This is a genomic window from Atlantibacter sp. MEI4A-1023, assembly GCF_056155425.1.
The window spans coordinates 1,695,252-1,719,790 of the sequence record NZ_CM149568.1 but is presented as its reverse complement, the minus strand read 5'-3'; the positions used below and the strand labels follow the sequence as shown (position 1 = coordinate 1,719,790).

At 53.3% G+C, this 24,539-nt stretch carries 25 protein-coding genes and 1 other annotated feature; of the genes, 11 read left to right on the top strand and 14 right to left on the bottom strand.

All coding sequences use genetic code 11. From position 1 onward, the window contains the following. Window positions 1-351: 351 nt before the first annotated feature. Entirely contained in the window at window positions 352-1,281 is a 930-nt protein-coding gene (locus ACVV26_RS08310; protein ID WP_474800923.1) for a LysR substrate-binding domain-containing protein, read from the top strand. Window position 1,282: 1 nt separating this feature from the next. On the opposite strand, the gene cobT is transcribed toward ACVV26_RS08310, so the two are convergent. The 8 genes from cobT to ACVV26_RS08270 all read right to left on the bottom strand — a co-directional run bounded on the left by cobT (window position 1,283) and on the right by ACVV26_RS08270 (window position 9,027). Next, window positions 1,283-2,329, bottom strand: coding sequence for a nicotinate-nucleotide--dimethylbenzimidazole phosphoribosyltransferase (cobT, locus tag ACVV26_RS08305; protein ID WP_474800922.1), 1,047 nt, complete (start codon window positions 2,327-2,329; stop codon window positions 1,283-1,285). Between the two features lie 11 nt (window positions 2,330-2,340). Then, window positions 2,341-3,081: an adenosylcobinamide-GDP ribazoletransferase gene (gene cobS / locus ACVV26_RS08300; RefSeq protein WP_474800921.1), complete on the bottom strand. Its 741-nt coding sequence runs from the start codon at window positions 3,079-3,081 to the stop codon at window positions 2,341-2,343. 24 nt (window positions 3,082-3,105) lie between these two features. Continuing rightward, window positions 3,106-4,053 (bottom strand): adenosylcobinamide-phosphate synthase CbiB, encoded by a 948-nt coding sequence (cbiB, locus tag ACVV26_RS08295; protein WP_474800920.1) that lies wholly within the window; start codon window positions 4,051-4,053, stop codon window positions 3,106-3,108. 139 nt (window positions 4,054-4,192) lie between these two features. Continuing rightward, on the bottom strand, window positions 4,193-4,525 hold the full coding sequence (locus ACVV26_RS08290; protein WP_312981260.1) for a DUF496 family protein: 333 nt from the start codon (window positions 4,523-4,525) through the stop codon (window positions 4,193-4,195). A 164-nt stretch (window positions 4,526-4,689) separates the two neighbouring features. Then, entirely contained in the window at window positions 4,690-5,748 is a 1,059-nt protein-coding gene (locus ACVV26_RS08285) for an FUSC family protein (RefSeq protein WP_474800919.1), read from the bottom strand. 137 nt (window positions 5,749-5,885) lie between these two features. Beyond that, a complete protein-coding gene (gene sbmC, locus ACVV26_RS08280; RefSeq protein WP_474800918.1) occupies window positions 5,886-6,359 on the bottom strand; it encodes a DNA gyrase inhibitor SbmC in 474 nt (157 codons plus the stop codon). 147 nt (window positions 6,360-6,506) lie between these two features. Beyond that, on the bottom strand, window positions 6,507-7,670 hold the full coding sequence (gene dacD / locus ACVV26_RS08275) for a serine-type D-Ala-D-Ala carboxypeptidase DacD (RefSeq protein ID WP_474801787.1): 1,164 nt from the start codon (window positions 7,668-7,670) through the stop codon (window positions 6,507-6,509). A 295-nt stretch (window positions 7,671-7,965) separates the two neighbouring features. Further along, on the bottom strand, window positions 7,966-9,027 hold the full coding sequence (locus ACVV26_RS08270; RefSeq protein ID WP_474800917.1) for an acyltransferase: 1,062 nt from the start codon (window positions 9,025-9,027) through the stop codon (window positions 7,966-7,968). Window positions 9,028-9,433: 406 nt separating this feature from the next. Between ACVV26_RS08270 and sbcB the strand changes: the two genes are divergently transcribed. Further along, window positions 9,434-10,858, top strand: a complete 1,425-nt coding sequence (sbcB, locus tag ACVV26_RS08265; RefSeq protein ID WP_474800916.1) for an exodeoxyribonuclease I — start codon at window positions 9,434-9,436, stop codon at window positions 10,856-10,858. A gap of 55 nt (window positions 10,859-10,913) precedes the next feature. On the opposite strand, the gene ACVV26_RS08260 is transcribed toward sbcB, so the two are convergent. From ACVV26_RS08260 to ACVV26_RS08245, 4 genes are all read right to left on the bottom strand, one after another. Further along, window positions 10,914-12,275, bottom strand: coding sequence for an APC family permease (locus ACVV26_RS08260; protein ID WP_312981250.1), 1,362 nt, complete (start codon window positions 12,273-12,275; stop codon window positions 10,914-10,916). Then, window positions 12,265-12,327 (bottom strand): membrane protein YoeI, encoded by a 63-nt coding sequence (gene yoeI / locus ACVV26_RS08255; protein WP_125292509.1) that lies wholly within the window; start codon window positions 12,325-12,327, stop codon window positions 12,265-12,267. Before yoeI ends, ACVV26_RS08260 begins: the two co-directional genes overlap by 11 nt. A gap of 229 nt (window positions 12,328-12,556) precedes the next feature. Continuing rightward, entirely contained in the window at window positions 12,557-13,474 is a 918-nt protein-coding gene (locus tag ACVV26_RS08250) for a LysR substrate-binding domain-containing protein (RefSeq protein WP_474800915.1), read from the bottom strand. Between the two features lie 41 nt (window positions 13,475-13,515). Beyond that, a complete protein-coding gene (locus ACVV26_RS08245; protein ID WP_474800914.1) occupies window positions 13,516-14,340 on the bottom strand; it encodes an SDR family oxidoreductase in 825 nt (274 codons plus the stop codon). Between the two features lie 220 nt (window positions 14,341-14,560). On the opposite strand from ACVV26_RS08245, the gene hisL reads away from it, so the two are divergent. The 9 genes from hisL (at window position 14,561) to hisIE (ending at window position 21,819) form a co-directional block, all read left to right on the top strand. After that, entirely contained in the window at window positions 14,561-14,611 is a 51-nt protein-coding gene (hisL, locus tag ACVV26_RS08240; RefSeq protein WP_001364200.1) for a his operon leader peptide, read from the top strand. Further along, window positions 14,587-14,709 (top strand) — a sequence feature (His leader region). Its footprint overlaps the gene before it by 25 nt. 79 nt (window positions 14,710-14,788) lie before the next feature. Continuing rightward, window positions 14,789-15,688, top strand: coding sequence for an ATP phosphoribosyltransferase (hisG, locus tag ACVV26_RS08235; RefSeq protein WP_312981241.1), 900 nt, complete (start codon window positions 14,789-14,791; stop codon window positions 15,686-15,688). A gap of 4 nt (window positions 15,689-15,692) precedes the next feature. After that, window positions 15,693-16,997, top strand: coding sequence for a histidinol dehydrogenase (hisD, locus tag ACVV26_RS08230; protein ID WP_474800913.1), 1,305 nt, complete (start codon window positions 15,693-15,695; stop codon window positions 16,995-16,997). Continuing rightward, window positions 16,994-18,070 (top strand): histidinol-phosphate transaminase, encoded by a 1,077-nt coding sequence (gene hisC, locus ACVV26_RS08225; protein ID WP_474800911.1) that lies wholly within the window; start codon window positions 16,994-16,996, stop codon window positions 18,068-18,070. Before hisD ends, hisC begins: the two co-directional genes overlap by 4 nt. Window positions 18,071-18,072: 2 nt before the next feature. Beyond that, on the top strand, window positions 18,073-19,140 hold the full coding sequence (hisB, locus tag ACVV26_RS08220) for a bifunctional histidinol-phosphatase/imidazoleglycerol-phosphate dehydratase HisB (RefSeq protein ID WP_312981233.1): 1,068 nt from the start codon (window positions 18,073-18,075) through the stop codon (window positions 19,138-19,140). Further along, window positions 19,140-19,730 carry an imidazole glycerol phosphate synthase subunit HisH gene (gene hisH, locus ACVV26_RS08215; protein WP_474800910.1) on the top strand — a complete coding sequence of 197 codons (591 nt, stop codon included), beginning with the start codon at window positions 19,140-19,142 and terminating at the stop codon, window positions 19,728-19,730. Before hisB ends, hisH begins: the two co-directional genes overlap by 1 nt. Next, window positions 19,731-20,468: a 1-(5-phosphoribosyl)-5-[(5-phosphoribosylamino)methylideneamino]imidazole-4-carboxamide isomerase gene (hisA, locus tag ACVV26_RS08210; RefSeq protein ID WP_474800909.1), complete on the top strand. Its 738-nt coding sequence runs from the start codon at window positions 19,731-19,733 to the stop codon at window positions 20,466-20,468. Then, on the top strand, window positions 20,450-21,226 hold the full coding sequence (hisF, locus tag ACVV26_RS08205) for an imidazole glycerol phosphate synthase subunit HisF (protein WP_474800908.1): 777 nt from the start codon (window positions 20,450-20,452) through the stop codon (window positions 21,224-21,226). Before hisA ends, hisF begins: the two co-directional genes overlap by 19 nt. Further along, a complete protein-coding gene (hisIE, locus tag ACVV26_RS08200) occupies window positions 21,220-21,819 on the top strand; it encodes a bifunctional phosphoribosyl-AMP cyclohydrolase/phosphoribosyl-ATP diphosphatase HisIE (RefSeq protein ID WP_474800907.1) in 600 nt (199 codons plus the stop codon). The genes hisF and hisIE overlap by 7 nt, the downstream gene beginning before the upstream one ends. Before the next feature lie 52 nt (window positions 21,820-21,871). On the opposite strand, the gene gnd is transcribed toward hisIE, so the two are convergent. Beyond that, a complete protein-coding gene (gnd, locus tag ACVV26_RS08195) occupies window positions 21,872-23,284 on the bottom strand; it encodes an NADP-dependent phosphogluconate dehydrogenase (protein WP_474800906.1) in 1,413 nt (470 codons plus the stop codon). A 182-nt stretch (window positions 23,285-23,466) separates the two neighbouring features. Next, the gene (locus ACVV26_RS08190; protein WP_474800905.1) at window positions 23,467-24,537 is read right to left on the bottom strand and encodes a glycosyltransferase family protein; all 1,071 of its coding nucleotides are present in this window, start codon (window positions 24,535-24,537) and stop codon (window positions 23,467-23,469) included. Between the last annotated feature and the right edge of the window lie 2 nt (window positions 24,538-24,539).

Genomic DNA, 24,539 nt, shown 5'->3' with positions numbered 1-24,539 from the left:
CCAGGGGAAATAGAGTAATTTCGCGCTGGCTAATCATTGGATGCTAACTGATTCTGAGAATAGCAACACTGCATGGGGAATAACATCCGTTTGAAATGCATTCATCGGAAGGGGATAGATTGTTGAATAATTTTTGATAATCGGGCTATTGTGTGCGGCAGCGCACCGTTTAAGCGTGCCGCGCTCACATTTTGAGCGCGTAAATGGGAGGCTAAAGGCCGGTTTTTGAGGGCACTGATGAGAAGCGTTGTCATCAAATGCTCAAAACGTGAAGCCAGGCAGGTTTATTGTAACAACAGTGTTAAATTGTATTCAAAACTGGCAGCGCGCCGCTGGAAAAGGAAAACGGTTATGAATTCCATCTTCACCGAAGAAAACCTGCATACGTTTACCATGGCTGCCCGCTACGCCAGTTTCAGCAAGGCCGCAGACGAGCTGGGCGTGACGACATCGGCGGTGAGCTATACCATCAAGCGCATTGAAACCTATCTCGATGTGGTGCTGTTTGAGCGTAATACCCGCAGCATTGAGCTGACCGAATCGGGGTTTTACTTTTATCGCAAAGCCATCGATTTGTTGAATGACTTTCACGCCATTAAGCGCGGTATCGATACTATTTCCCAGGGCATTGAGGCCAGGGTGCGGATTTGCATCAACCAGTTGCTTTACACGCCGCGCCATACCGCCAGGCTGTTGCAAACCCTGAAAAAGCAGTTCCCGACCTGCCAGATCACCGTGACCACCGAGGTCTATAACGGCGTGTGGGATTCAATTATTAATAATCAGGCCAATATCGCCATTGGCGCGCCCGATACGCTGCTTGATGGCGGCGGCATTGATTACACCGAAATTGGCGCGGTGCGCTGGGAGTTCGCTATCGCGCCGACCCACCCGCTGGCGCTGATGCCGGAGCCGATCACCGAAAGCCAGCTGCGGCTTTACCCGAATATCATGGTGGAAGACACCGCCCATACCATCAATAAAAAGGTCGGCTGGCTGCTGCACGGGCAGGAAGCGATTCTGGTGCCGGACTTCAATACCAAATGCCAGTGCCAGATCTTAGGTGAAGGCATCGGCTTTTTACCGGCTTATATGGTGAAAGAGCCCAAAGAACATGGGCTGCTGGTGACCAAAACGATTCACAATCCGCGTCAGGATTCACGGATGCTGCTGGCGACGCAACACGCCGCCACGGGGCAAGTGACCCAGTGGATCAAAAAACAGTTTGCCCCGGATGGCATATTGACGGCGATTTATCAGGATCTGCTGTGGCGCGAGTAGGTTAAAGCTGGATATTGCTTTCCGCCAGGCTGCCCATTTCGGTGTAAATCGCGCAAGCGGCATCCACCAGATGCATCGCCAGCGCCGCACCGCTGCCCTCGCCAAGACGCATCCCCATATGCAGATACGGCTCCAGACCCAGCGCGTTTAGCGCAACCATCGCGCCTTTTTCCGCCGAGAAATGCGACGGGATCAGATAGGGTCGTGCCGCCGGGGCGATTTTGCAGGCCGCCAGCGCAGCCGCGTAGGAGAGGAAGCCGTCCAGCACCACCGGCAAACCGCAGCGCGCCGCGCCGAGGATCGTCCCGGTCATGCCTAATAAATCATAGCCGCCGACTTTTGCCAGCACATCGACTCCGTCACTGGCATCCGGCTGGTTGACGGTAATCGCCTGTTGCACCACCGCCACTTTATGAGCGATTTTCTCCGGCGGGAAGTTAGCCCCAAGCCCGACGACATCCGCGGGTGACGCATCGGCCAGCACGCTGACCATCGCCGCCGCCGGGGTAGTATTCGCCATACCCAGCTCACCCACGCCAAACACTTTTACGCCCCGCTCCGCCAGTTCGCAGGTATGGGCGATCACGCTCGCCAGCAACGCATTCGCCACCTGGCGCGACATCGCGGGTTCCCGGGCGATATTGCCGCTGCCGCGCGCCACCTTCAGACTGAAAATGCCCGGCAGCGGATCGCTGTCGATGCCGATATCGATGACATGCACCTCTGCGCCCGCCTGCTTCGCCAGTACGCATACGCCGGTATTGTTGCGCAGCATATTCATCGCCTGAATAGCGGTAACCGCTTTCGGCGATATGGTGACCTGCTCATCATAAACGCCGTGATCGGCGCACATCACCATAATGGCTTTTTTCGCCTCCTGCGGTTTCCCGTAAAAACCCGGCATACCGGCCAGTTGCACCGCCAGGCTTTCCAGACGGCCCAGGCTTCCCGGCGGCTTCAGCAGGCCATCAAGATGGGTTTGCGCCTGGCGCATGGCATTTTCGTCAAGAGGGGGGATCGCGTTAATCAGTGAGGCCAGTGTTTGCATGTGTGTGCTCGTTATAAAAGGGCAATAAGAAAGAGGACTTCGCCAAGCTCAATGGCTGCGCCAAGTGTGTCGCCGGTCTGACCGCGCAGGGTGCGTTTAATCGCCATGCCGATCAGCGCAATGGCGAGTGTCGCGATCAACCAGGCCAGCAGGCCGCCGCCAGGCAGCAGAACCAGGCACAGCACCGCGCTGGTCGCCAGCGTGATGGCGGTTTGCGCGAGGGTCACTTTGCCGATGAAAATATTGCCGAGGCCGTTATCGCGGGCGTAGCGCTGGCGGTACATCAGCAGCACCACCGCGCCGCGCCCCACCACGCTTGCCAGAATCAGTACCGGCAGCATCGAAAAGCCGCGCAGCGCCAGTTCGTTTACCACCAGCACTTTCGCCAGCAGTACGAAAATCAGCCCCAGCCCGCCGTGAGTGCCGAGGCGGCTGTCGCGCATGATCTCCAGTTTTTTTTCACGGGTGCGGGCGGAAAACAGCCCGTCGCAGGTATCCGCCAGGCCATCCAGATGAAAGCCGCCGGTCAGCGCCGCCAGGGCCAGTACGTAAAACAGCGCGGCAAGCGGCGTGCCGCACCAGGGGGCCAGCAGCATAAACACGCCTGCGGCAATCGTGCCGAGCACCATACCCACCCACGGGAACAACACAATACCACGTGAATACTGATCCAACTCCAGGCCCTGCGACCAGCGGTAAGGCACCGGCAGACGGCTCATAAACGCGAGAGTGGCAAAAAAAGTCCGTATCATTTTTTCTCCGTGGTGCCAGAAAAGTTAAAACATGACGAATAGCAGGCTGAATAACAGCAGCGCCAGCAGTGACGCAACATTCATCAGGCGAATGGTCGCGGGGATGTCGTCAATGCTTATTTCACGGGTCGCCTCGCCGATCCAGGGTTTCTCTACCCGTTCGCCAAAGTAATCATTCGGCCCGCCGAGCCGGATCCCCAGCGCGCCAGCTACCGTGGCTTCCGGCCAGGCGCAGTTGGGGCTGCTGTGGTTGCGCCTGTCGCGCCAGCCGATACGCAGCGCCGATGAAGCGTCATTGCCGCAGAGTTTTGCCGCCAGCGCCAGCAGCAGCCAGCTTAAACGCGCCGGAATAAAATTGGCGATGTCATCGATACGCGCCGACACCATGCCTATCGCCCGGTATTTTTGGTGCTTATAACCGACCATCGAGTCGAGGGTGTTTACCGCTTTGTAGGCCATCGCCAGCGGCGCGCCGCCCAGCAGCAGGAAAAACAGCGGCGCAATTACCCCATCGACGCTGTTTTCAGCCACGGTTTCCACCACCGCACGGGTGATTTGCGGCGGTTGAAGCTGGGAGGTATCGCGCCCGACAATCCATGAGAGTTTTTCGCGGCTCTGCGTTAAATCGCCTGCCCGCAGCGGTTTTTCCACCTCGCGCGCGGCATCGCCCAGGCAGCGCCCGGCCAGCAGGGTGTAGATCATCCAGATTTCTACCGCCACGCCAAGCCATTCGTGCAGCCTGTAGGCCAGCGCCAGAATGCCCCACGACAGCGCCCATGTGGCACCCACCACGATGATCCACAGCAGCGCGCCGCCTAGCATCAGGGCGCGATCGCTATGACAGACGCGGCGCACGGCGCGCTGCACCAGATTTATAACATTGCCGATTACGCGGATGGGATGCGGCCAGTGTTGCGGATCGCCCAGCCAACAATCGAGCAGCCAGGCTGCCCACCAGATGAAAAGGGTCATCAGGATTTCCCGTCGCGCCAGTGATAAGTAAGTAAAAGAAGTTGGGTTTCAGTTAACCGGAGCCGTGGGATCGGCCCGGGTTGACTTAAGCAGAATGAAAAACGGCGGCATGAATAATCAGTGCCGCCGTCTTGTTAAATCATTCTTTGATTTCAGGTGCTTTCAGCTCGCCCATCACTTTGAGCTTTTTGGAGATCTCACGACGTTCTTTAGAGAGTTCGGCGTTTTTGATGATGTAGTCATCCACGCGGTCTTCGTAGTCGGTTTTCATGCTGGCGATGATGCCCTGAATGGCCTCAATGCTCATGCCTGGCTTGATGTAATCGCTCAGGTTGTCGAGCAGCAGCACGCGTTTCTGGTTGTCACGGATCTTCTTCTCTACATCCTGAATTTCGCGTTGCAGTTTGTTTTTACGACGGAACAAACGTACGAACTCCAGAACGTCCTGGAATGAAGGTTTGCCATTTTCCATATTTACACCCCTGATAATTGAGACTCTGATTCGTTCACAAGCCGCAGCGTCAAACATAACCGGCAACGGCTGCGCATGACAACGGTTAATACCCTACCCTAATAATACGCTGAATTCCTGCTGAATCGAAACCAGCAATATATCCCCGCTGTTTCGTATGGTTTTTATTTACGCAATGCCCGGCAGATCAAGTGCGATAACAACTCTAACTGGCGCGCCAGTTCCAGGCTTAACCAGACATAACCGTGAATTGAGGTTTCATGCAGTGCGCTGCCTTCATCCTGGCGCATTATCTCGCGTAATTCGCCGACAATTTCTGCCAGCCTGGCGTTATTGGCGGCGACCGGCGACGGATTGCCTTCATACAGGGCTTTCGACAGCGCCGCCAGGGTGTGGTGGGTCATCTGCTGGGTTTCGCGCAGGGTATGGGCGTTGATCATCACAAAATGGCTTTCGCGCGTTGCCCAGTGGGCGTTGAGCTGGAGTTCAAGCGTACAAACCAGATTGCGGCTGACGGTCTGGATCGCTTCAAACACCGATTTCTGAATGTGGGTTTCTTTGCTGGCAGGGACAATCAGCGCGCGCATTTTCACCACGTCACTCAGCATGGCGTGCAACGACTTATCAAGCCGGGGACGCTCCACCAGATTTGGCGAAAACCCTGCCTGGGAGAGCCGGGTAAACGTATGCGCGAACGTCGCCATCTGGATGCGCCAGTGGATGAACGCGCGCTGGGGATAGATGCTGGTAAACAGCATTGCCAGCAGCGACCCTAAAATCACGTCGCCGCTGCGCCACAGGGCGATTTGCAGATCCCCCGCCGGGGCACCCACTACGACAGAAAGCGTAATGCCGATAAGCAGCGCCTGATAGGGCCGTTTCCCGAGAGTGAGATAGCCGCAGATAAACATCGCCAGCGCACACCACAGCAGCATAATCGGCAGGGAAATCAGCTCCAGCTTCAGGGCGATTAACCCCACCGATGCGCCAAAAATCGTCCCGCCGATGCGTTCAAAGGCACGCGGCACCACGTTGCCCCAAAACGAGATCGGCCCCATCACCACCACAAGCGTAATCAGCGGCCAGGTGCCTTCCGGCACATTCAGCAGGCGGACCAGTAAAAAAGTCAGCGTAAAGGCCAGCGCGATGCGTACGCCGTGCACCAGGCGGTAATGACGATAGAGCCGGATTTCGAAAGGACTTAATGATTTATCAGGACGCACACCGGCTCTCCGCATGAAAAAACCCGCATTGTACCGGGATTTCGCCGTCTGGCATCAACACATCGGGGTAAACGCGCCGTTATTGTGACCAATAACGGCGGCGTAAAGCCAGGCCTGCAAGGCGAGGCCTGGATTAATTATTCGTGTTTAGGTTCAACCGGGACGAACATGTTGATGTCCCAGTAGCCGTCTTTCGCCCCATCGTTGAGGTAAATTTCAAAACAGGGTTTGGGGGCAATCTGGTATTTCACATCTTCAAGCAGGCTATTGAAAAATAGCCGCCAGGGCGTTTCAAAATCGTGATGTTCAACACGCGCCTGGGCTACGGCGTATTGCCCGCCCGCCACTTCGGTTGCCATAACGCCTTCACTGTTGGCGGGGATAGCGAAATTTTCAGGCACGGTTACCGCAGTATCGCAGCGCAGTTTCTCTGCGGGCACGCTATCCGGGTTATCGTAATAAACGGCAATCCACTCCAGCGGCTGAATCTTATTGTTGTCCACCCACATCACCAGTTGCTCAAAACCCTGTGGGACGGTTTTATCCCAGGGGCCAACTAAATGAAACCCGGCGATGCGACGAGTTTCGGCGTGTTGAATCTGATAATCCATGATCGTTCCTCGCTGTGAAATAACTGTATATGCAAACAGTATTATACGTTCTGTACTGGCGCTCTAAAGCATAGATTGCTTAATTTGTGAGCGCACTCGCGTAAAAGGCTGTTTCGGAGAACGACGGGGTAAGCCTCTGTTAAACCACTAAAGTTTATGGTGCAAGTAATCACTAAAGCGCGAGAGCATACCGCCTTTTTCAACCGCCTTAAGCGTCACCAGCGGCCAGTGGGCCACCAGTTTATCGCGGTCATACAGTTCGATTTCGCCTACCCTTTGCTGCGCCGCCAGCGGTGCTTCAAGCTCCGGCTTATCCAGTACGTATTTGGCTTTGATATTCGCCACTTCGGATTTGGGCAGACTGAGCCAGAAATCACGATCGGTGCCCACTTCGACGTTTTCGACATCGCCGTACCAGATACGCTCGGTGCCGACTTTTTTACCTTTATGCAGGATCTGCACGGTATCGAACTGGTTTTGCCCCCAGTGCAGTAGCTTACGCGCCTGTTCTTCCCGCGCTTTCGGGCTATCCGCGCCCATCACCACGGCAATTAACCGCCGCTGCCCGTCCACGCTGGAAGCGATCAGGTTAAACCCGGCGCCGGAGGTGTGCCCGGTTTTCAGGCCGTCCACGCTCAGGCTTTTGTCCCACAGCAGGCCGTTACGGTTTTGCTGGGTGATGCCGTTCCAGGTGAGGCTGCGCTCGCTGTACATGTGATAAAACGAGGGTTCGCCGTGGATAATGGCGCGCGACAGCACCGCCAGGTCATACGCGGAGCTGTGCTGGCCCGGCGCGTCAAGGCCGTGGACGGTTTCGAAGTGGGTGTCGCGCAGGTTAAGCCGGTGGGCGTAGTCGTTCATCATTTTGACAAACGGCGCTTCGCCGCCCGCGATGTAATCCGCCAGCGCCACGCAGGCGTCGTTGCCGGAATCAACAATCAATCCCCGGCTCAGATCGTGGACCGTGACGCGATCCCCGGCTTTTAAAAACATCAGCGACGAACCGGCAAAAACCGGGTTGCCGTAGGCCGACGCGTCCGCGCCCACGGTAACCACATCATCAGGCGTGATGCGGTGGCTGTCGATGGCGCGATCCACCACATAGCCGGTCATCAGTTTGGTAAGGCTTGCCGGGTTGCGCTGCTGATGCTCTTTGCCTGCCGTTAAAATCTGACCGGTAGTGTAATCCATCAGTACCCATGCCCCAGCCTGAACCTGAGGGGGAACCGGCGTGACGGCGAAAGTGGGTTCTGCACTGGCGTTAGTACCAAGAAAAGCGAGCAAAGAAGCGGCAATCAGGCGGGTTTTCAACAGCATATCCTCGTTTGTGTTTTTTTGTCCGCGCCTGTTTTACGGAACTTCGTATGTAAACGCATTCATTAATTGCAAAGAAATATGACAGACAACACATTTATCGGAGTAATACGTATCCGGTAGCGTGAAAAACCACCGTGATTTTCTTCTGAATGGACGGCCAATCGTTTTTGTAAGCCCTTATGGATAATTTTTGAACACCGTTACAACGGTGCCCCCATACCAGTACACATGATCCCTGATGGCTTGCGTGAAGTGTATATATATAAACAGTGTGTTGTAATTTATTCTCTTAAATCATACATTTCCTGACGTATTTTACTTTACTGATGATATAAGTAAAAATTAAAGAGGTAAAAAATACAATAAAAACAGTAAATAAAACATAAAAAAACGAAATTAGCCAATCCCCGTCCGTATATTTAGAAATAACAGGCCTGTAAGCCAACTCAAGGATATATTGTAATATTACCGGATGGATGAGATAAACACCGAAAGACATTGAACCACAAGCAACAACTATTTTTTGCATTGCAATTTGATAATCAGGTTTATAGAGTAAGGTCATATTATAAAAGGCAAAGGCAGATATAAATATAAAAAAAGAACCGCCATTAAGGATAGTTTGAATTTTAATCGAATAATAATAATAGCTAATGATAACAACTAAAAAAGTAATCAGAACTGACAATATATACATATAAAACCAAAATAAAGCATTTACGGGACAAAATTTACTAGCTATAGCTGAATTGAGCATTTCAGATATTTTTGGAACAAAAGCATATATTAAAAGAAAGCCAAATGAGGATATCCCGGTTGATGAAAAAAACATAATTTTAACATTGAATAAATTGCTTAACGTCGGTATTAATGATGTTGCAATTAGAAGGATAACAAAATAAAGTGCAAATGCTTTTTTCGATTTTTCATGTAACAAATTAATTAATGGGAAAAAGAAGCAAAAACCTATAAACCAGTACATAAAATAAAGATGATACATTGTTCCACCCTGAATTATTCCTGCCAATGCATCAGATAGTGAAAAATCATCAACAGAAGGAATCAGAAAACAATAATAAAATAATGACCACGAAACGAGAGGAATAATTATTCTTTTGAGCTTTTTAATAAAGTAGTTATTCACATCACATTTTTCACCAAATGAAAAATGTGCAATTAGTATTAAAAATACAGGAACATTTATTTTTATGAAAGACCAGATAAGTAAACCGATTGTCCATTTAACTTCGTTATTGTAATTTATTGTCACTTCAGAAATAACATGTTCTGTCACTACAAATAATATTGCAATAATTCTAGCAAGTTCAATGTTTATAATTTTATGGTTCATTTTTTTAATTTGAAATTAATAGCATGTGAATTTTATAGCAGTACATCATTTTTAAGTAAAGGCAGACATGATGAAATTGAGCGGCTTTTATCATTTTTTATCGTATGATTTTTGACATCTGCAATTTTGCCGTGGTGACCCTATTCGCTGGTGCCGCATCAACAGCACATACTACTTTTTGCAAGAGAGAACTTGGTTTACCATGCATCAGATGTAGCAGTATGTCATCCATTAATCATTACTCAACTATAATTCAAAATTCAATAGGTTATTTTGGATTTCATAACTCACAGCATTCTAGGGTTATGCTAGACAACGGTAAGGTTATGAGACGATCAGTGCCCAACAAACCAGCATAAACTAATTTATAAATCAATAGTTTACATTATACGCGGACGCATTTTTAATGATTAACTCAGAAATACAGCCTACCTTCCTTTTCCACGACTATGAAACCTTCGGTACCCGCCCGGCACTGGATCGTCCCGCGCAGTTCGCCGCGATACGTACCGATATGGATTTCAATATTATCGGCGAACCTGAGGTGTTTTATTGCAAACCCGCCGATGACTATCTGCCGCAGCCGGAAGCGGTGCTGATTACCGGCATTACGCCCCAGATCGCGGCGGCGCGCGGCACCAGCGAAGCTGAGTTTGCTAAACGCATCCATGATTTATTCACCGTGCCGAATACCTGTGTGGTGGGTTACAACAATGTGCGTTTTGATGATGAAGTGACGCGCAATATTTTTTACCGCAACTTTTACGATCCGTACGCCTGGAGCTGGCAGAACCATAATTCGCGCTGGGATTTGCTGGACGTGATGCGCGCCTGCTACGCCCTGCGCCCGGAAGGCATCAACTGGCCGGAAAACGACGAAGGCCTGCCGAGCTTTCGCCTGGAGCATCTCACCGTGGCCAACGGCATAGAGCACGCTAACGCTCATGACGCGATGGCCGATGTGTATGCCACCATCGCGATGGCAAAGCTGGTGAAAACTCAGCAGCCGCGGCTATATGACTATCTTTTCAGCCATCGCAATAAGCAAAAGCTGGCAACGCTGATTGATATCCCACAGATGAAACCGCTGGTGCATGTTTCCGGTATGTTCGGCGCGTTTCGCGGCAATACCAGCTGGATTGCGCCGCTGGCGTGGCACCCGGAAAACCGCAATGCGGTGATTATGGTGGATTTGGCAGGTGATATGACGCCGCTGCTGGAGCTTGACGCTGATGCGCTGCGTGAGCGGCTGTACACCGCCAAAACCGACCTGGGCGACGATGCGGCGGTGCCCGTTAAGCTGGTTCATCTGAACAAGTGCCCGGTGCTGGCGCAGGCCAATACGCTGCGCCCGGAAGATGCCGACAGATTGGGCATCAATCGTCAGCGTTGCCTGGATAACCTGAAAATCCTGCGCGAGCGCCCTGACGTGCGCGAGAAAGTGGTGGCACTGTACGCCGACGCTGAGCCGTTTGTGCCGTCCGGGGATGTGGATGCCCAGCTTTATAACGGTTTCTTCAGCGATGCCGATCGCGCCGGGATGCGTATTATTCTGCAAACCGAACCGCAAAACCTGCCGGCGCTGGATATCAGCTTTGTGGATAAGCGCATCGAGAAATTGCTGTTTAACTACCGGGCGCGTAACTTCCCCGGCACTCTGGACCATGAAGAGCAGCAGCGCTGGCTGCGCCATCGTCAGGCGCGCTTTACGCCGGAATATTTGCAAGGCTATGCCCAGGAGCTGGAAATGCTGTACGGGCAGTATGAAGGGGATAAAGAGAAAATCGCGCTGTTGCGGGCGCTGTATCAGTATGTTCAGGACGTGTTGTAATCTCACAACCCAGGCAATAAAAAAGGCTCCCGAGGGAGCCTTTTCGTTTTCGCCATTACTGCGCGATATCTTCGTACTGCGGAACCGGGTTGCGGAAGCTTTTGGTCACGCAAGCCAGATAGACCAGGCCAATGCCCGCCCAAATCAGGCCCAGTACCATAGAGCTCTCTTCCAGGTTGATCCACAGCGCGCCTACGGTCAGCGCGCCACAGACCGGCAGCACCAGATAGTTGAAGTGGTCTTTCAGCGTTTTGTTGCGCTTCTCGCGGATCCAGAACTGGGAAATCACCGACAGGTTAACGAAGGTGAACGCCACCAGCGCACCGAAGTTAATCAGCGCGGTCGCAGTAACCAGGTCGAAGTTAATCGCCAGCAGGGCAATTGCGCCAACCAGCAGTACGTTCCACGCCGGGGTGCGCCATTTCGGGTGCACATAGCCAAAGAAGCTGCGCGGGAACACGCCGTCGCGGCCCATCACGTACATCAGGCGAGAAACGCCCGCGTGCGCCGCCATACCGGAAGCCAGCACGGTAATGGTGGAGAACACCAGTACGCCGAACTGGAAGGTTTTACCCGCCACGTACAGCATGATTTCCGGCTGGGACGCGTCAGGATCTTTAAAGCGCGAGATGTCCGGGAAATAGAGCTGCAGGAAGTAGGACGCGCAGATAAAGATCAGGCCGCCGATCAGCGCCGTCAGGAAAATGGCTTTCGGGATCACGCGCTCCGCGTCTTTGGTTTCTTCAGACAGCGAGCTGATGCCGTCGAAGCCCAGGAACGAGAAGCACAGGATGGTCGCGCCGGTAATCATCGGCACTACGTGTGCGCCTTCGCTCCAGAAAGGACGAGTGCTGGTCAGCGTACCTGCGCCTTCGCCGTGCGCCACGCCGTAGACGATCAGACCAATAATCACCGCCACAATACCCATCTGCAAAATAACAATCAGGGTGTTGAAGTTCGCCACGCTCTTGATGCTGCGCAGGTTGGAGATGGTCATAAAGGCCACCAGCGCCACCACGAAAATCCATGACGGAACGGAAGGTACCAGTGCTTCAAAGTAAATTTTTGCCAGCAGGATGTTGATCATCGGCATGAACAAGTAGTCCAGCAGAGATGACCAACCCACCATGAAGCCAACGGTCGGGCTGATGGATTTCTGGGCGTAAGTGTAGGCCGAGCCAGCGGACGGGAAGCGCTTAACCAGTTTACCGTAGCTCAGTGCGGTAAACAGGATAGCGACCAGCGCAAAGGCGTAAGCCGTTGCGACGTGACCGTCAGTGAGGCCCGATACGATACCGAACGTATCAAACAGCGTCATCGGCTGCATATAGGCAAGGCCCATCATGACAACCGGAATCAACGTAAGCGTTTTACGTAATTCCACGCGAGAGGTCTTTGGAGTAGCGTTATGCGACATGGTCATCCCCCATTACGGCGAACGCCGTCGCAAAAGCAAAAAATTGCCCCATTTTTTGGTTTCCTCAGCGACAACAACTGTCGATTTTTAGTAAGTATCTATCCGGTACGAAGCCCGGCCTCTTTGATTTGAATGACGTGTTTGTTGCAAAAAAATAACCGACGCTCTTAACGTCGGTTAGCTTTAATTTTTGCAGGCGGCGTATTTTGCCCATTTTGGATTGCAAAGACAAGACGTTGAGAGCCTCATCACGCATTTCTTTTTAACTGCGCACGATATGCTCAAACGGGTTCCGGCTGGGGGGCATACAGCGCCATGATTTCCGGGCTGGCGAGAATGTTTTCCCGCCACCAGTTGCAGGCTAATCCTTCGGTCTGCTCATTCCAGCCCAACCATACCGAAACCGCCCCCAGTTCAGGTATGACGCGTTTTTCTATTAACGCGCCGGAATCAAGATATCGTTGCACCATAAAGCGCGGTAAATAGCCACAGGCGAGGCCGCTGATTTGCAGTTCCAGCTTGGTTTTAAAATCGAATACCGTAATCACATCTTGCTCATCCAGCACCATGGTGGCAGACGATAACGCCGGACGGCCATCTCCGATCACCGCCGTTCGGTGCCGCTTAATATCCCGGCGGTTTAAGGGCTCCGGGGAGTGTGCTAAGGCATGATGCGCGGCAACGACAAACACGCTCTCCAGTTTTCCGAGCATTTCGTAACCAAAACCGCTCAGGGTGGGAGGAGGATGCAAGGCGCCAATAATCAGGTCGGCATGTCCCTGCGTTAACGCGTCCCAGGAGCCGCCCTGGACGCCGTTCACAAACTTCAGTCGCGTGACGTTGCAGTTGGCGAAGAACTTTTCAATAAGCGGTGCCAGAAGTGAAAAAGGAAAAGCATCATCGACGCCGATGCGCAGCTCTTTTTCCCAGCCCTGATGCAATTTAACCGCCTGTTTTTCCAGCTCGCGCACGGTATGCAGCACTTCCCGCCCCCGCTCAAGCAGCATCTGGCCGGTGCGGGTGAACTTCGCCCGGTGGCCGCTGCGGTCAAGGAGCGTGATTTTCAGGTCGTTTTCCAGCTTGTGGACGGTATAACTCAGTGCGGAAGGTGTCTTGTAGAGTTTGGTCGCAGCGGCAGCGAAACTGCCCTCTTTATCGAGGGCATCCAGAATAATGAGAACATCCAACAATGGTTTCATATGCGCCCCCTGCGTTGCGCCTGATAACCCGTGCTGGATGGTTACTCCATCGGCATCACTAACGGGTCAGGATACTGGTATTCAAAGCCGAGCTCATTACAGATTCGGTTTCCGTCAATTAATTTGCCCTTCCCCGGCTGGGTGCTGTCGCTGAAATGCGGCGGCTCAAGTCCGAGCTGACGGGCCATCACCGGGTAAAATTCTGCGCGGGTCGGATGACGTGGCGCACATATATTATAGACGTGCCCGCCTTTTGGAGCCTGAAGCAGCAAGGTAATCGCAGCGACAACGTCTTCCAGATGTACCAGATTGACCCCGTGGTTGCCGTTCGGGCCACTTTTGCCCGCGAAGAACCGCCCCGGATGACGCCCCGGCCCGACCAGGCCGGCGAGCCGCAGAATGTCTACCGACGTGCCCGGCAAATTGTGCAGCCAGTCCTCCAGTTCTTTTAGCACTCTGCCGCTTTCGGTTTGCGGATTACGCGGCGAGGTCTCTTTGTAGGTGCCTTCGCCGTCGCCATACACCGAGGTGGAACTGGTAAAAATAATGCGCGGGATGTTATGCGCCAGGGCGCTGTCGACAATTTCCTGTACCGCCTGGAGATAAAACTCGCCGTTACCGCCGGTACGCCGGGCCGGGAGCGTCAGTACTAAGGCATCAACATCAAGCAAGGCGTCGAGGTTGTCGGTATCGCAGACCAGCTCCGGGTTTAACTGCAACTGGAAAGCCTCAACGCCGCACATCCGCGCCGCCTCCACACCGTCAAAAGTGGTTTTGCTTCCCGTCACCTGCCAGCCGCGCGCGTTTAACGCCAGTGCCAGCGGCATTCCCAGCCAGCCTAACCCGACAATCGCAACCTTTTTCATACCCCCTCCTCTGTTCCCTTTCTGCTATGCCGCCGTCGTTTTACCTGAAAGCGCGACGTGCATCCCACACTGTGCAGTGTAGGCTACGCCAGCCATAACCTGCTGACAATTCACCTGTTGAATACGAAACGACGATTGATGAAAAAAGGGCTTGCCAGGTCAGGCTTATCTGGTTTAGGGTTAATGCCAGAGTTTGAATAGTCATTCATCAGAGAATTTTATGACACGCGTTCAGTTTAAACACCACCATCATCACCATCACCCTGACTAGTCTTTCAGGCGATGAGTGCTGGAAGACAGTGAGATCTTCCAGAGGTGCAGAACGCAAGAGAAAGCCCCCGGAAGATCGTCTTCCGGGGGCTTTTTTTTACCCCGACGTTCAGGGTAATCCGGTGTAGTAAAACAGATAACGCACAACACCATTCAGGGTTCACGAGGAAAAGAGAAGATGACCGACACCAACCGTTTACGCATAGCTATTCAGAAATCCGGGCGTTTAAGTGATGATTCACGCGAATTGCTCGCGCGCTGCGGCATAAAAATTAATCTCCACACCCAGCGCCTGATCGCTCTTGCCGAAAACATGCCGATCGATATTCTGCGCGTGCGCGATGACGATATTCCCGGCCTGGTGATGGATGGCGTGGTGGATCTCGGCATCATCGGTGAAAACGTGCTGGAAGAAGAACTGCTGAACCGCCGCGCCCAGGGGGAAGATCCGCGCTATTTCACCCTGCGCCGCCTGGATTTCGGCGGCTGCCGTCTTTCCATCGCTGCGCCGGTCGACGAGCCGTGGGACGGCCCCCAAGGCCTGAACGGCAAGCGTATCGCCACCTCCTACCCGCACCTGCTCAAGCGTTACCTCGATCAAAAAGGCGTTCAGTTCAAATCCTGCTTGCTGAATGGTTCTGTCGAAGTCGCCCCGCGCGTAGGCCTGGCGGACGCTATCTGCGATCTGGTTTCTACTGGCGCGACCCTGGAAGCCAATGGCCTGCGTGAGACCGAAGTGATTTACCGCTCTAAAGCCTGCCTGATCCAGCGCGACGGCGAAATGCCGGACGCCAAACAGCAACTGATCGACAAGCTGCTGACCCGTATTCAGGGTGTGATCCAGGCCCGTGAATCTAAATACATCATGCTGCACGCGCCGACCGAGCGTCTCGACGAAGTGATCGCCCTGCTGCCGGGCGCGGAACGCCCGACCATTCTGCCGCTGGCGGGCGATCAGCAGCGCGTGGCGATGCACATGGTAAGCAGCGAAACCCTGTTCTGGGAAACCATGGAAAAACTGAAGTCGCTGGGTGCCAGTTCGATTCTGGTATTGCCGATTGAGAAGATGATGGAGTAACGCCATGGCCTTTCATACCCCCATCAACTGGAACGACTGCGACGCCCAGGCTCAACAGGCACTGTTGACCCGCCCGGCGGTATCCGCGTCAGAGAGCATCGCCCGCACGGTAAGCGAGATCCTTACTAACGTCAGCGCCAACGGCGACAGCGCGCTGCGTGAGTACAGCGCCCGGTTCGATAAAACCACCGTGGATGCGCTGGCGGTTAGCGAAGCGGAGATCGACGCCGCTGTGGCGCGTCTTAGCGATGAGATTAAACAGGCAATGGCGGTGGCCGTCGCCAATATCGACACTTTCCATCGGGCACAGGTGTTGCCCGCAGTGGATATCGAAACCCAACCCGGCGTGCGCTGCCAGCAGGTGACGCGCCCTATCGCCTCGGTGGGCCTGTATATTCCCGGCGGCTCCGCGCCGCTGTTTTCAACTGTGCTGATGCTGGCCACCCCGGCGCGCATCGCGGGCTGTAAAAAAGTGGTGCTCTGCTCTCCGCCGCCGATTGCTGATGAAATTCTGTACGCGGCACGTCTGTGCGGGGTACAGCAGGTTTACCAGGTGGGCGGCGCTCAGGCCATCGCCGCGATGGCGTTTGGCACCGGGAGCGTGCCGAAAGTGGATAAAATCTTCGGGCCGGGCAATGCGTTTGTGACCGAAGCTAAACGACAGGTCAGCCAGCGGCTGGATGGCGCGGCGATTGATATGCCCGCCGGGCCGTCTGAAGTGTTGGTGATCGCCGATAGCGGCGCGACCCCGGATTTCGTGGCCTCTGATTTGCTGTCCCAGGCGGAACACGGCCCCGATTCACAGGTGATCCTGCTGACGCCGGACAGCGCGATGGCGCAGGCCGTCGCTGAAGCGGTCGATCGTCAGTTATCAGAACTGCCGCGCGCGGAAACCGCACGCCAGGCGCTGGCAGAAAGCCGCCTGATTGTGGCGCGCGATTTGGCGCAGTGCGTGGCGATCTCTAACCAGTACGGCCCGGAGCACCTGATTATTCAGACCCGCAACGCCCGTGAACTGGTTGACGACATTACCAGCGCCGGTTCGGTATTCCTCGGCGACTGGTCACCGGAATCGGCTGGCGATTACGCCTCCGGCACTAACCACGTATTGCCAACCTACGGTTATACCGCCACCTGCTCAAGCCTGGGACTGGCGGATTTCCAGAAGCGCATGACGGTCCAGGAGCTGACGCCTGCCGGTTTCAGCGCGCTGGCGCAGACCATTGAAACCCTGGCCGCCGCTGAACAGCTTACCGCCCACAAAAATGCCGTCACCCTGCGCGTCGCCGCACTTAAGGAGAAGCCATGAGCATTGCCGAGTTAGCCCGTGAAAACGTTCGCAATCTGACGCCTTATCAATCTGCGCGCCGCCTGGGGGGTAACGGCGATGTCTGGCTGAACGCCAATGAATACCCGACGCCGGTAGAGTTTCAGCTCACTGCGCAAACATTAAATCGCTATCCTGAATGCCAGCCAAAGTTGGTAATCGAGCGCTATGCGCAATACGCGGGCGTGAAGCCGGAACAGGTACTGGTCAGCCGTGGCGCCGACGAAGGTATTGAACTGCTGATCCGCGCGTTCTGTGAGCCGGGGAAAGATGCGGTGCTGTACTGCCCGCCGACCTATGGCATGTACAGCGTCAGCGCCGAAACCATCGGCGTGGAGTGCCGCACCGTGCAGGCGATTGACGGCTGGCAGCTCGACCTTCCGGCGATTGCCGAAAAGCTCGACGGCGTGAAAGTGGTATTTGTCTGTAGCCCCAATAACCCGACCGGGCAGTTGATTAATCCGCAGGATATTCGCGTTTTATTAGAAATGACGCGCGGAAAAGCCATCGTGGTGGCCGATGAGGCCTATATTGAATTCTGCCCACAGGCAACGCTGGCAGGTTGGCTGGACGAATACCCGAACCTGGTTGTGCTGCGTACCCTCTCCAAAGCCTTCGCGCTGGCCGGGTTACGCTGCGGTTTTACCCTGGCGAATGAAGAGGTTATCGGCCTGCTGCTCAAAGTGATCGCCCCCTACCCGCTCTCCACGCCGGTCGCGGATATCGCGGCCCAGGCGCTGAGCCCGCAGGGCATCGTGGCGATGCGTGAGCGTGTGGCAGAAATCCTCGTTAATCGCCAGTTTTTGATGAGCGAATTAAAAAAGGTCGCCTGCGTTGAGAACGTGTTCGACAGTGAAACCAACTACGTGCTGGCACGTATTTCTACGTCGAGCGCGGTGTTTAAATCCCTGTGGGATCAGGGCATTATCTTACGCGATCAGAACAAACAACCAACATTAAGCAACTGCCTGCGCGTAACCGTCGGCACCCGTGAAGAGTGCCAGCGCGTGATCGACGCGCTGCAGGAACAACCCGGCCTCGCGGCCACGGAGTAAGTATGAGTCAGAAGATCCTCTTTATTGACCGTGATGGCACCTTGATTTCAGAACCGCCGGAAGATTTTCAGGTCGACCGTTTTAACAAGCTGGCGCTGGAGCCGGACGTGATCCCGCAGTTGCGCAAGCTACAGGACGCGGGTTACAAGCTGGTAATGATCACGAACCAGGACGGCCTCGGCACATCCAGCTTTCCGCAGGATGATTTCGACGGCCCGCACAATCTGATGATGCAGATTTTTACCTCCCAGGGCGTGAATTTCGACGAGGTGCTGATTTGTCCGCACTTGCCAGCGGACAACTGCGACTGCCGTAAGCCGAAAACCCAACTGGTGACGGCATACCTTGCGGAAGACGCGCTGGATCGCGCCAACAGCTATGTGATTGGCGACCGGGCGACCGACATCGAACTGGCGGAAAATATGGGCATTACCGGCCTGCGCTACCACCGCGATGAACTGGGCTGGGCGAAAATCGCCGAGCAGCTGACCCGCCGCGACCGCTACGCCCGCGTCGAGCGCAACACCAAAGAGACCCAGATTGAGGTGGAAGTGTGGCTGGACCGTGAAGGCGGCAGCAAAATCCACACTGGCGTCGGCTTCTTCGACCATATGCTGGACCAAATTGCCACGCACGGCGGTTTTCGCATGAACATCACGGTGAAAGGCGATCTGTATATTGACGATCACCACACTGTCGAAGATACCGGCCTGGCGCTGGGCGAAGCGCTAAAACTGGCGCTGGGCGATAAACGCGGCATCGCACGTTTCGGTTTTGTGCTGCCGATGGACGAATGCCTGGCGCGCTGCGCGCTGGATATTTCTGGCCGTCCACACCTCGAATACAAAGCGGATTTCACCTTCCAGCGCGTTGGCGATCTGAGCACTGAAATGGTCGAGCACTTTTTCCGTTCGCTCTCTTACACCATGGGCGTGACCCTGCACCTGAAAACCAAAGGTAAAAACGATCATCATCGCGTGGAAAGCCTGTTTAAAGCCTTTGGCCGCACCCTGCGCCAGGCGATCCGCGTGGAAGGCGATACGCTTCCGTCGTCGAAAGGAGTGCTGTAATGGATGTGGTGATTCTGGATACCGGATGCGCCAACCTGTCGTCAGTGAAATGGGCGGTCCAACGCCTCGGCTATGAGCCGCAGGTCAGCCGTGACGCCGATGTGGTGCTGCGTGCCGACAAGCTTTTTCTGCCGGGCGTCGGCACCGCGCAGGCCGCGATGGATCAGCTGCGCGAGCGTGAGTTGATCGACCTGATCAAAGCCTGCACCCAACCGGTGCTGGGGATCTGCCTCGGGATGCAACTGCTCGGCTCACGCAGTGAGGAAAATCAGGGCGTGGAAACCCTCGGGATTATCGACGAAGCGGTGCCCAAAATGACCGATTTCGGCCTGCCGCTGCCGCATATGGGCTGGAACCGCGTCTACCCGAAAGCGGGCAATCGCCTGTTTAACGGCATTGAGGACGGTGCCTATTTCTATTTCGTCCACAGTTACGCTATGCCGGTGAATACTTACACCATCGCGCAGTGCAACTATGGCGAGCCGTTTACTGCGGCGGTACAGAAAGATAATTTCTACGGCGTGCAATTTCACCCTGAACGTTCGGGTGCCGCGGGTGCGCAGCTGCTGAAAAATTTCCTGGAGATGTAAATGATTATCCCGGCTTTAGATTTGATTGACGGCACGGTGGTACGCCTGCATCAGGGCGATTACGGCCAGCAGCGCGATTACGGCAATGACCCGCTGCCGCGTTTACAGGCGTATCAGGCGGAAGGGGCCGAAGTGCTGCACCTTGTCGACCTGACCGGGGCGAAAGATCCGGCGAAGCGCCAGATCCCGCTACTGAAAACGTTACTGGCGGGCGTCAGCGTGCCGGTGCAGGTTGGTGGCGGCGTGCGTACTGAAGAGGATGTCGCGGCGCTGCTGGACGCGGGGGCAACGCGTGTTGTGGTGGGCTCCACCGCGGTGAAATCTCCTGAGCGGGTCAAAGGCTGGTTTGCGCGTTTTGGCGCAGAACACCTGGTGCTGGCGCTGGATGTTCGCATTGACGAAAACGGCACGAAACAGGTGGCGGTAAGCGGCTGGCAGGAGAATTCCGGCGTGACGCTGGAAGAACTGGTGGATACGTTCCTGCCGGTCGGCTTAAAGCATGTGCTGTGTACTGATATTTCAAAGGACGGCACGCTAAAAGGCTCTAACGTCGAGCTGTATAAAGAAGTGTGTGCCCGCTTCCCGTCCGTCGCGTTTCAGGCTTCCGGCGGGATTGGTGGCATCGAAGATATTGAGGCATTAAAAGGCAGTGGTGTTAAAGGCGTGATCGTCGGACGCGCACTGCTGGAAGGCAAATTCACCGTCGCGGAGGCTGTACAATGCTGGCAAAACGGATAATCCCCTGCCTGGACGTGCGTGATGGCCAGGTCGTGAAAGGCGTGCAGTTTCGCAACCATGAGATCATCGGCGATATCGTTCCGCTGGCCAGACGCTACGCCGAAGAAGGCGCGGACGAGCTGGTATTCTACGATATCACCGCTTCAAGCGATGGCCGCGTGGTCGATAAGAGCTGGGTGTCGCGCGTCGCGGAAGTGATCGATATTCCCTTCTGCGTAGCGGGCGGGATCAAAACCCCGGAAGATGCGGCACAGATCCTCTCCTTCGGCGCGGATAAGATATCCATTAACTCCCCTGCCCTGGCTGACCCCGAACTGATTACCCGCCTGGCGGATCGCTTCGGCGTGCAGTGCATCGTGGTAGGCATTGATACCTGGTTTGATGAGCAAACCGGCAAGTATCACGTCAATCAATACACGGGCGATGAAAGCCGCACCCGCGTCACCCAATGGGAAACGCTGGATTGGGTACAGGAAGTGCAAAAGCGCGGCGCGGGTGAAATCGTGCTGAATATGATGAACCAGGATGGCGTGCGTAACGGCTATGATCTGGTGCAACTGAAAAAAGTCCGCGACGTTTGCCATGTACCGATGATCGCCTCCGGCGGCGCGGGCACCATGGAGCACTTCTTAGAAGCCTTCCGTGATGCCGAGGTGGACGGCGCGCTGGCCGCGTCGGTATTCCATAAGCAGATTATTAATATCAATGAACTTAAGGCGTTCCTGGCGCTACAGGGAGTGGAGATTCGGGTATGTTAACTGAGCAACTGGATTTTGAAAAAACCGGCGGTTTGCTGCCGGTTGTAGTGCAACATGCCGTGTCCGGCGAAGTGCTGATGCTGGGATATATGAACGGCGAAGCGCTGGCTCATACCCAGGAAACCGGTAAAGTCACCTTTTATTCGCGTACCAAACAGCGTTTATGGACCAAAGGCGAAACTTCAGGAAACTTCCTCAACGTGGTGAGCATTACGCCGGATTGCGACAACGACACCCTGCTGGTGCTGGCGAATCCCATCGGCCCGACCTGCCACAAGGGAACGTCCAGCTGCTTTGGCGATGTGCATCACCAGTGGCACTTCTTGTATCAGTTGGAACAGCTGCTGGCGGAACGCAAGCATGCAGATCCGTCCAGCTCCTATACCGCTAAGCTGTATGCCAGCGGGACGAAGCGTATCGCGCAGAAGGTAGGTGAAGAAGGCGTGGAAACCGCGCTGGCTGCGACGGTGAACGACCGCGAAGAGCTGACGAATGAAGCGTCTGATTTGATGTATCACTTGATGGTGCTGCTACAGGATCAGGAGCTGGATTTAGGGGCGGTGATTGAGAATTTGCGGGGAAGGCATAAGTAGTAGGATGTAAAAAAGGCCGGGATGACCGGCCTTTTAATTTGTGTGAAAGAAATTAATCTTCCAGCCATTCAGTGTGGAATACACCTTCTTTATCAGTACGCTTATAGGTATGCGCACCAAAATAATCACGCTGCGCCTGAATCAGGTTGGCAGGCAGCACGGCAGCGCGGTAGCTATCGTAATAAGCGATAGCGGCAGAGAAAGTTGGTGTCGGGATACCATTCTGAACGGCATAGGCCACGACATCACGCAGTGCTTGCTGATAATCGTCCGCTGCTTTTTTGAAATACGGCGCTAACAGCAAGTTAGCGATAGACGGATTTTCTGCATAGGCGTCGGTGATTTTTTGCAGGAACTGAGCACGAATAATGCAACCGGCACGGAAGATTTTTGCGATCTCACCGTAGTTCAGGTTCCAGTTGTTTTCTTCAGAGGCAGCACGCAGCTGAGAGAAGCCCTGAGCATAAGAAACAATTTTGCCGAGGTACAGTGCGCGGCGAACTTTTTCGATGAACTCTGCTTTGTCGCCTGTAAACGGCCTGGCGTCCGGGCCACTCAGCACTTTGGATGCCGCAACGCGCTGCTCTTTAAGGGAAGAGATATAACGTGCGAATACAGACTCAGTGATCAGGGACAGCGGCTCACCAAGATCCAGAGAGCTCTGGCTAGTCCATTTACCGGTGCCTTTGTTAGCTGCTTCATCCAGGATCACATCGACCAGATAGATACCGTCTTCATCTTTTTTAGTGAAGATGTCTTTAGTGATGTCAATAAGGTAGCTGCTCAATTCACCTTTGTTCCACTCGGTAAAGGTTTCTGCCAGTTCCGGGTTAGAAAGGTTCAGGCCATGCTTGAGCAGGGAGTATGCTTCGGCGATAAGCTGCATATCGCCGTACTCGATGCCGTTATGAACCATTTTCACATAGTGACCTGCGCCATCAGCGCCAATATAAGTCACGCACGGTTCACCATCTTCCGCAACGGCTGCAATTTGTTTCAGGATAGGTGCAACCAGCTCATACGCCTCTTTCTGGCCGCCAGGCATAATGGAAGGACCTTTGAGGGCCCCTTCTTCACCACCGGAAACACCAGTACCGATAAAGTTAAAGCCTTCAGCGGACAGTTCACGGTTACGACGAATGGTGTCGTGGAAGAAGGTGTTACCGCCATCGATGATGATGTCGCCTTTATCCAGATAAGGTTTGAGGGATTCAATCGCTTTATCAGTACCTTCACCCGCTTTAACCATCAACAGGATGCGACGCGGCGTTTCCAGAGACTCAACGAACTCCTGAACGGTATAGTAAGGAACCAATTTTTTGCCCGGGTTTTCGGCAACGACTTCTTCGGTTTTTTCACGGGAGCGGTTGAAAATGGATACGGTATAGCCACGGCTTTCGATGTTCAGCGCAAGGTTACGCCCCATCACTGCCATACCGACAACGCCGATCTGTTGCTTGGACATTATGTACTCCTGTCAGGTGTTTTCATTAGATAAGAGTTTTCTTATCTAACACAATTTATATCATACTATCGCAATTGGGAATGGTATTGCCACTGTTAAAAAGTCGCCGATCATAGCACTCGCAGATATATATTTTTTTGCATTCTTTATTAACAACTATATATTGATCATAAAATAATATCTTATATAAACAAACTTGCAAAACGATCGTTCCAACGCGGCACAAGCTCATTTGCATTATAAATAGGAGGAAATATTAGACTTCCCTCAGGAGCAGTAAAACCGGGACTTAAATTTCCTTTTGAAAACTCGTTATAATGCCAAGGCATTTCACCAAACGAAGTTGAAATAATCGTTTTTTCAGCGAGTGCATATTCGTAAAACTTTACCGGATCAACATATTTTGTAATTTCATTTTGTTTGAAAGGTATTAATGCAGCATCGAATGTAGACAATAAAGACATAACTTGAGAATGTTCAACAGGAGGTTCAATGAATATATTTCTGGGTAACAATGACGGGATTTTTCCTTTAACTGGACCAATAAGTCTAATGATACTGTTTTCATTTATTTGTGAAAGGTTTTCTAACCATTCCCAATCAAACCAACTCGCTAATGTACCAATATATCCAAAAGTAAAGCGTTGATTACACTCTTGGGAAACAAATTTCACATTTTGATTTGAGCAAGCATTAAGAATTAATTGTGTTTTATTTGTATTTGAAAATTTGTCAAGCAGAGCATGGCTTGAGCAAAGTATCTTGTCAACCAGTTCAGAAAGATGTTTTTCATGACGTTTCATTGCATTTTTTGAAACACCTTGATAAAACGAGGGGAAATCATCCATAGCATCAAACCACATTTGATACCACTTATACCTCTTACATAAATCCAGCGCAAAAGAACACGGTTTACCAATTGTTAATATAGTTTTACTATCTCGAAAATTATCAATTGAAGCATGTAATGCCTTTAATTTGCTTCGATTAATGTTATCAAATAAAAAACCGTAAGGTTCACACGGCACTATAAAACCAGGTTTTATAATCTTCATGCCTGGTAGTAACGGCATACCTTGCGGTTCCGGGGCATGACGCCCCGGACGTAGATCACCCAGATTTGGTAAACGGCTAGGATAAGGGTCTATCCAAAGTACTTCCTCAATACCATTATCTAATGCCGTTTTAGCAAAAAAATGAGGCCGCTGGCTAATACTTTCCCAGGGTACAGGTGATACATATACAAGTTTCATCG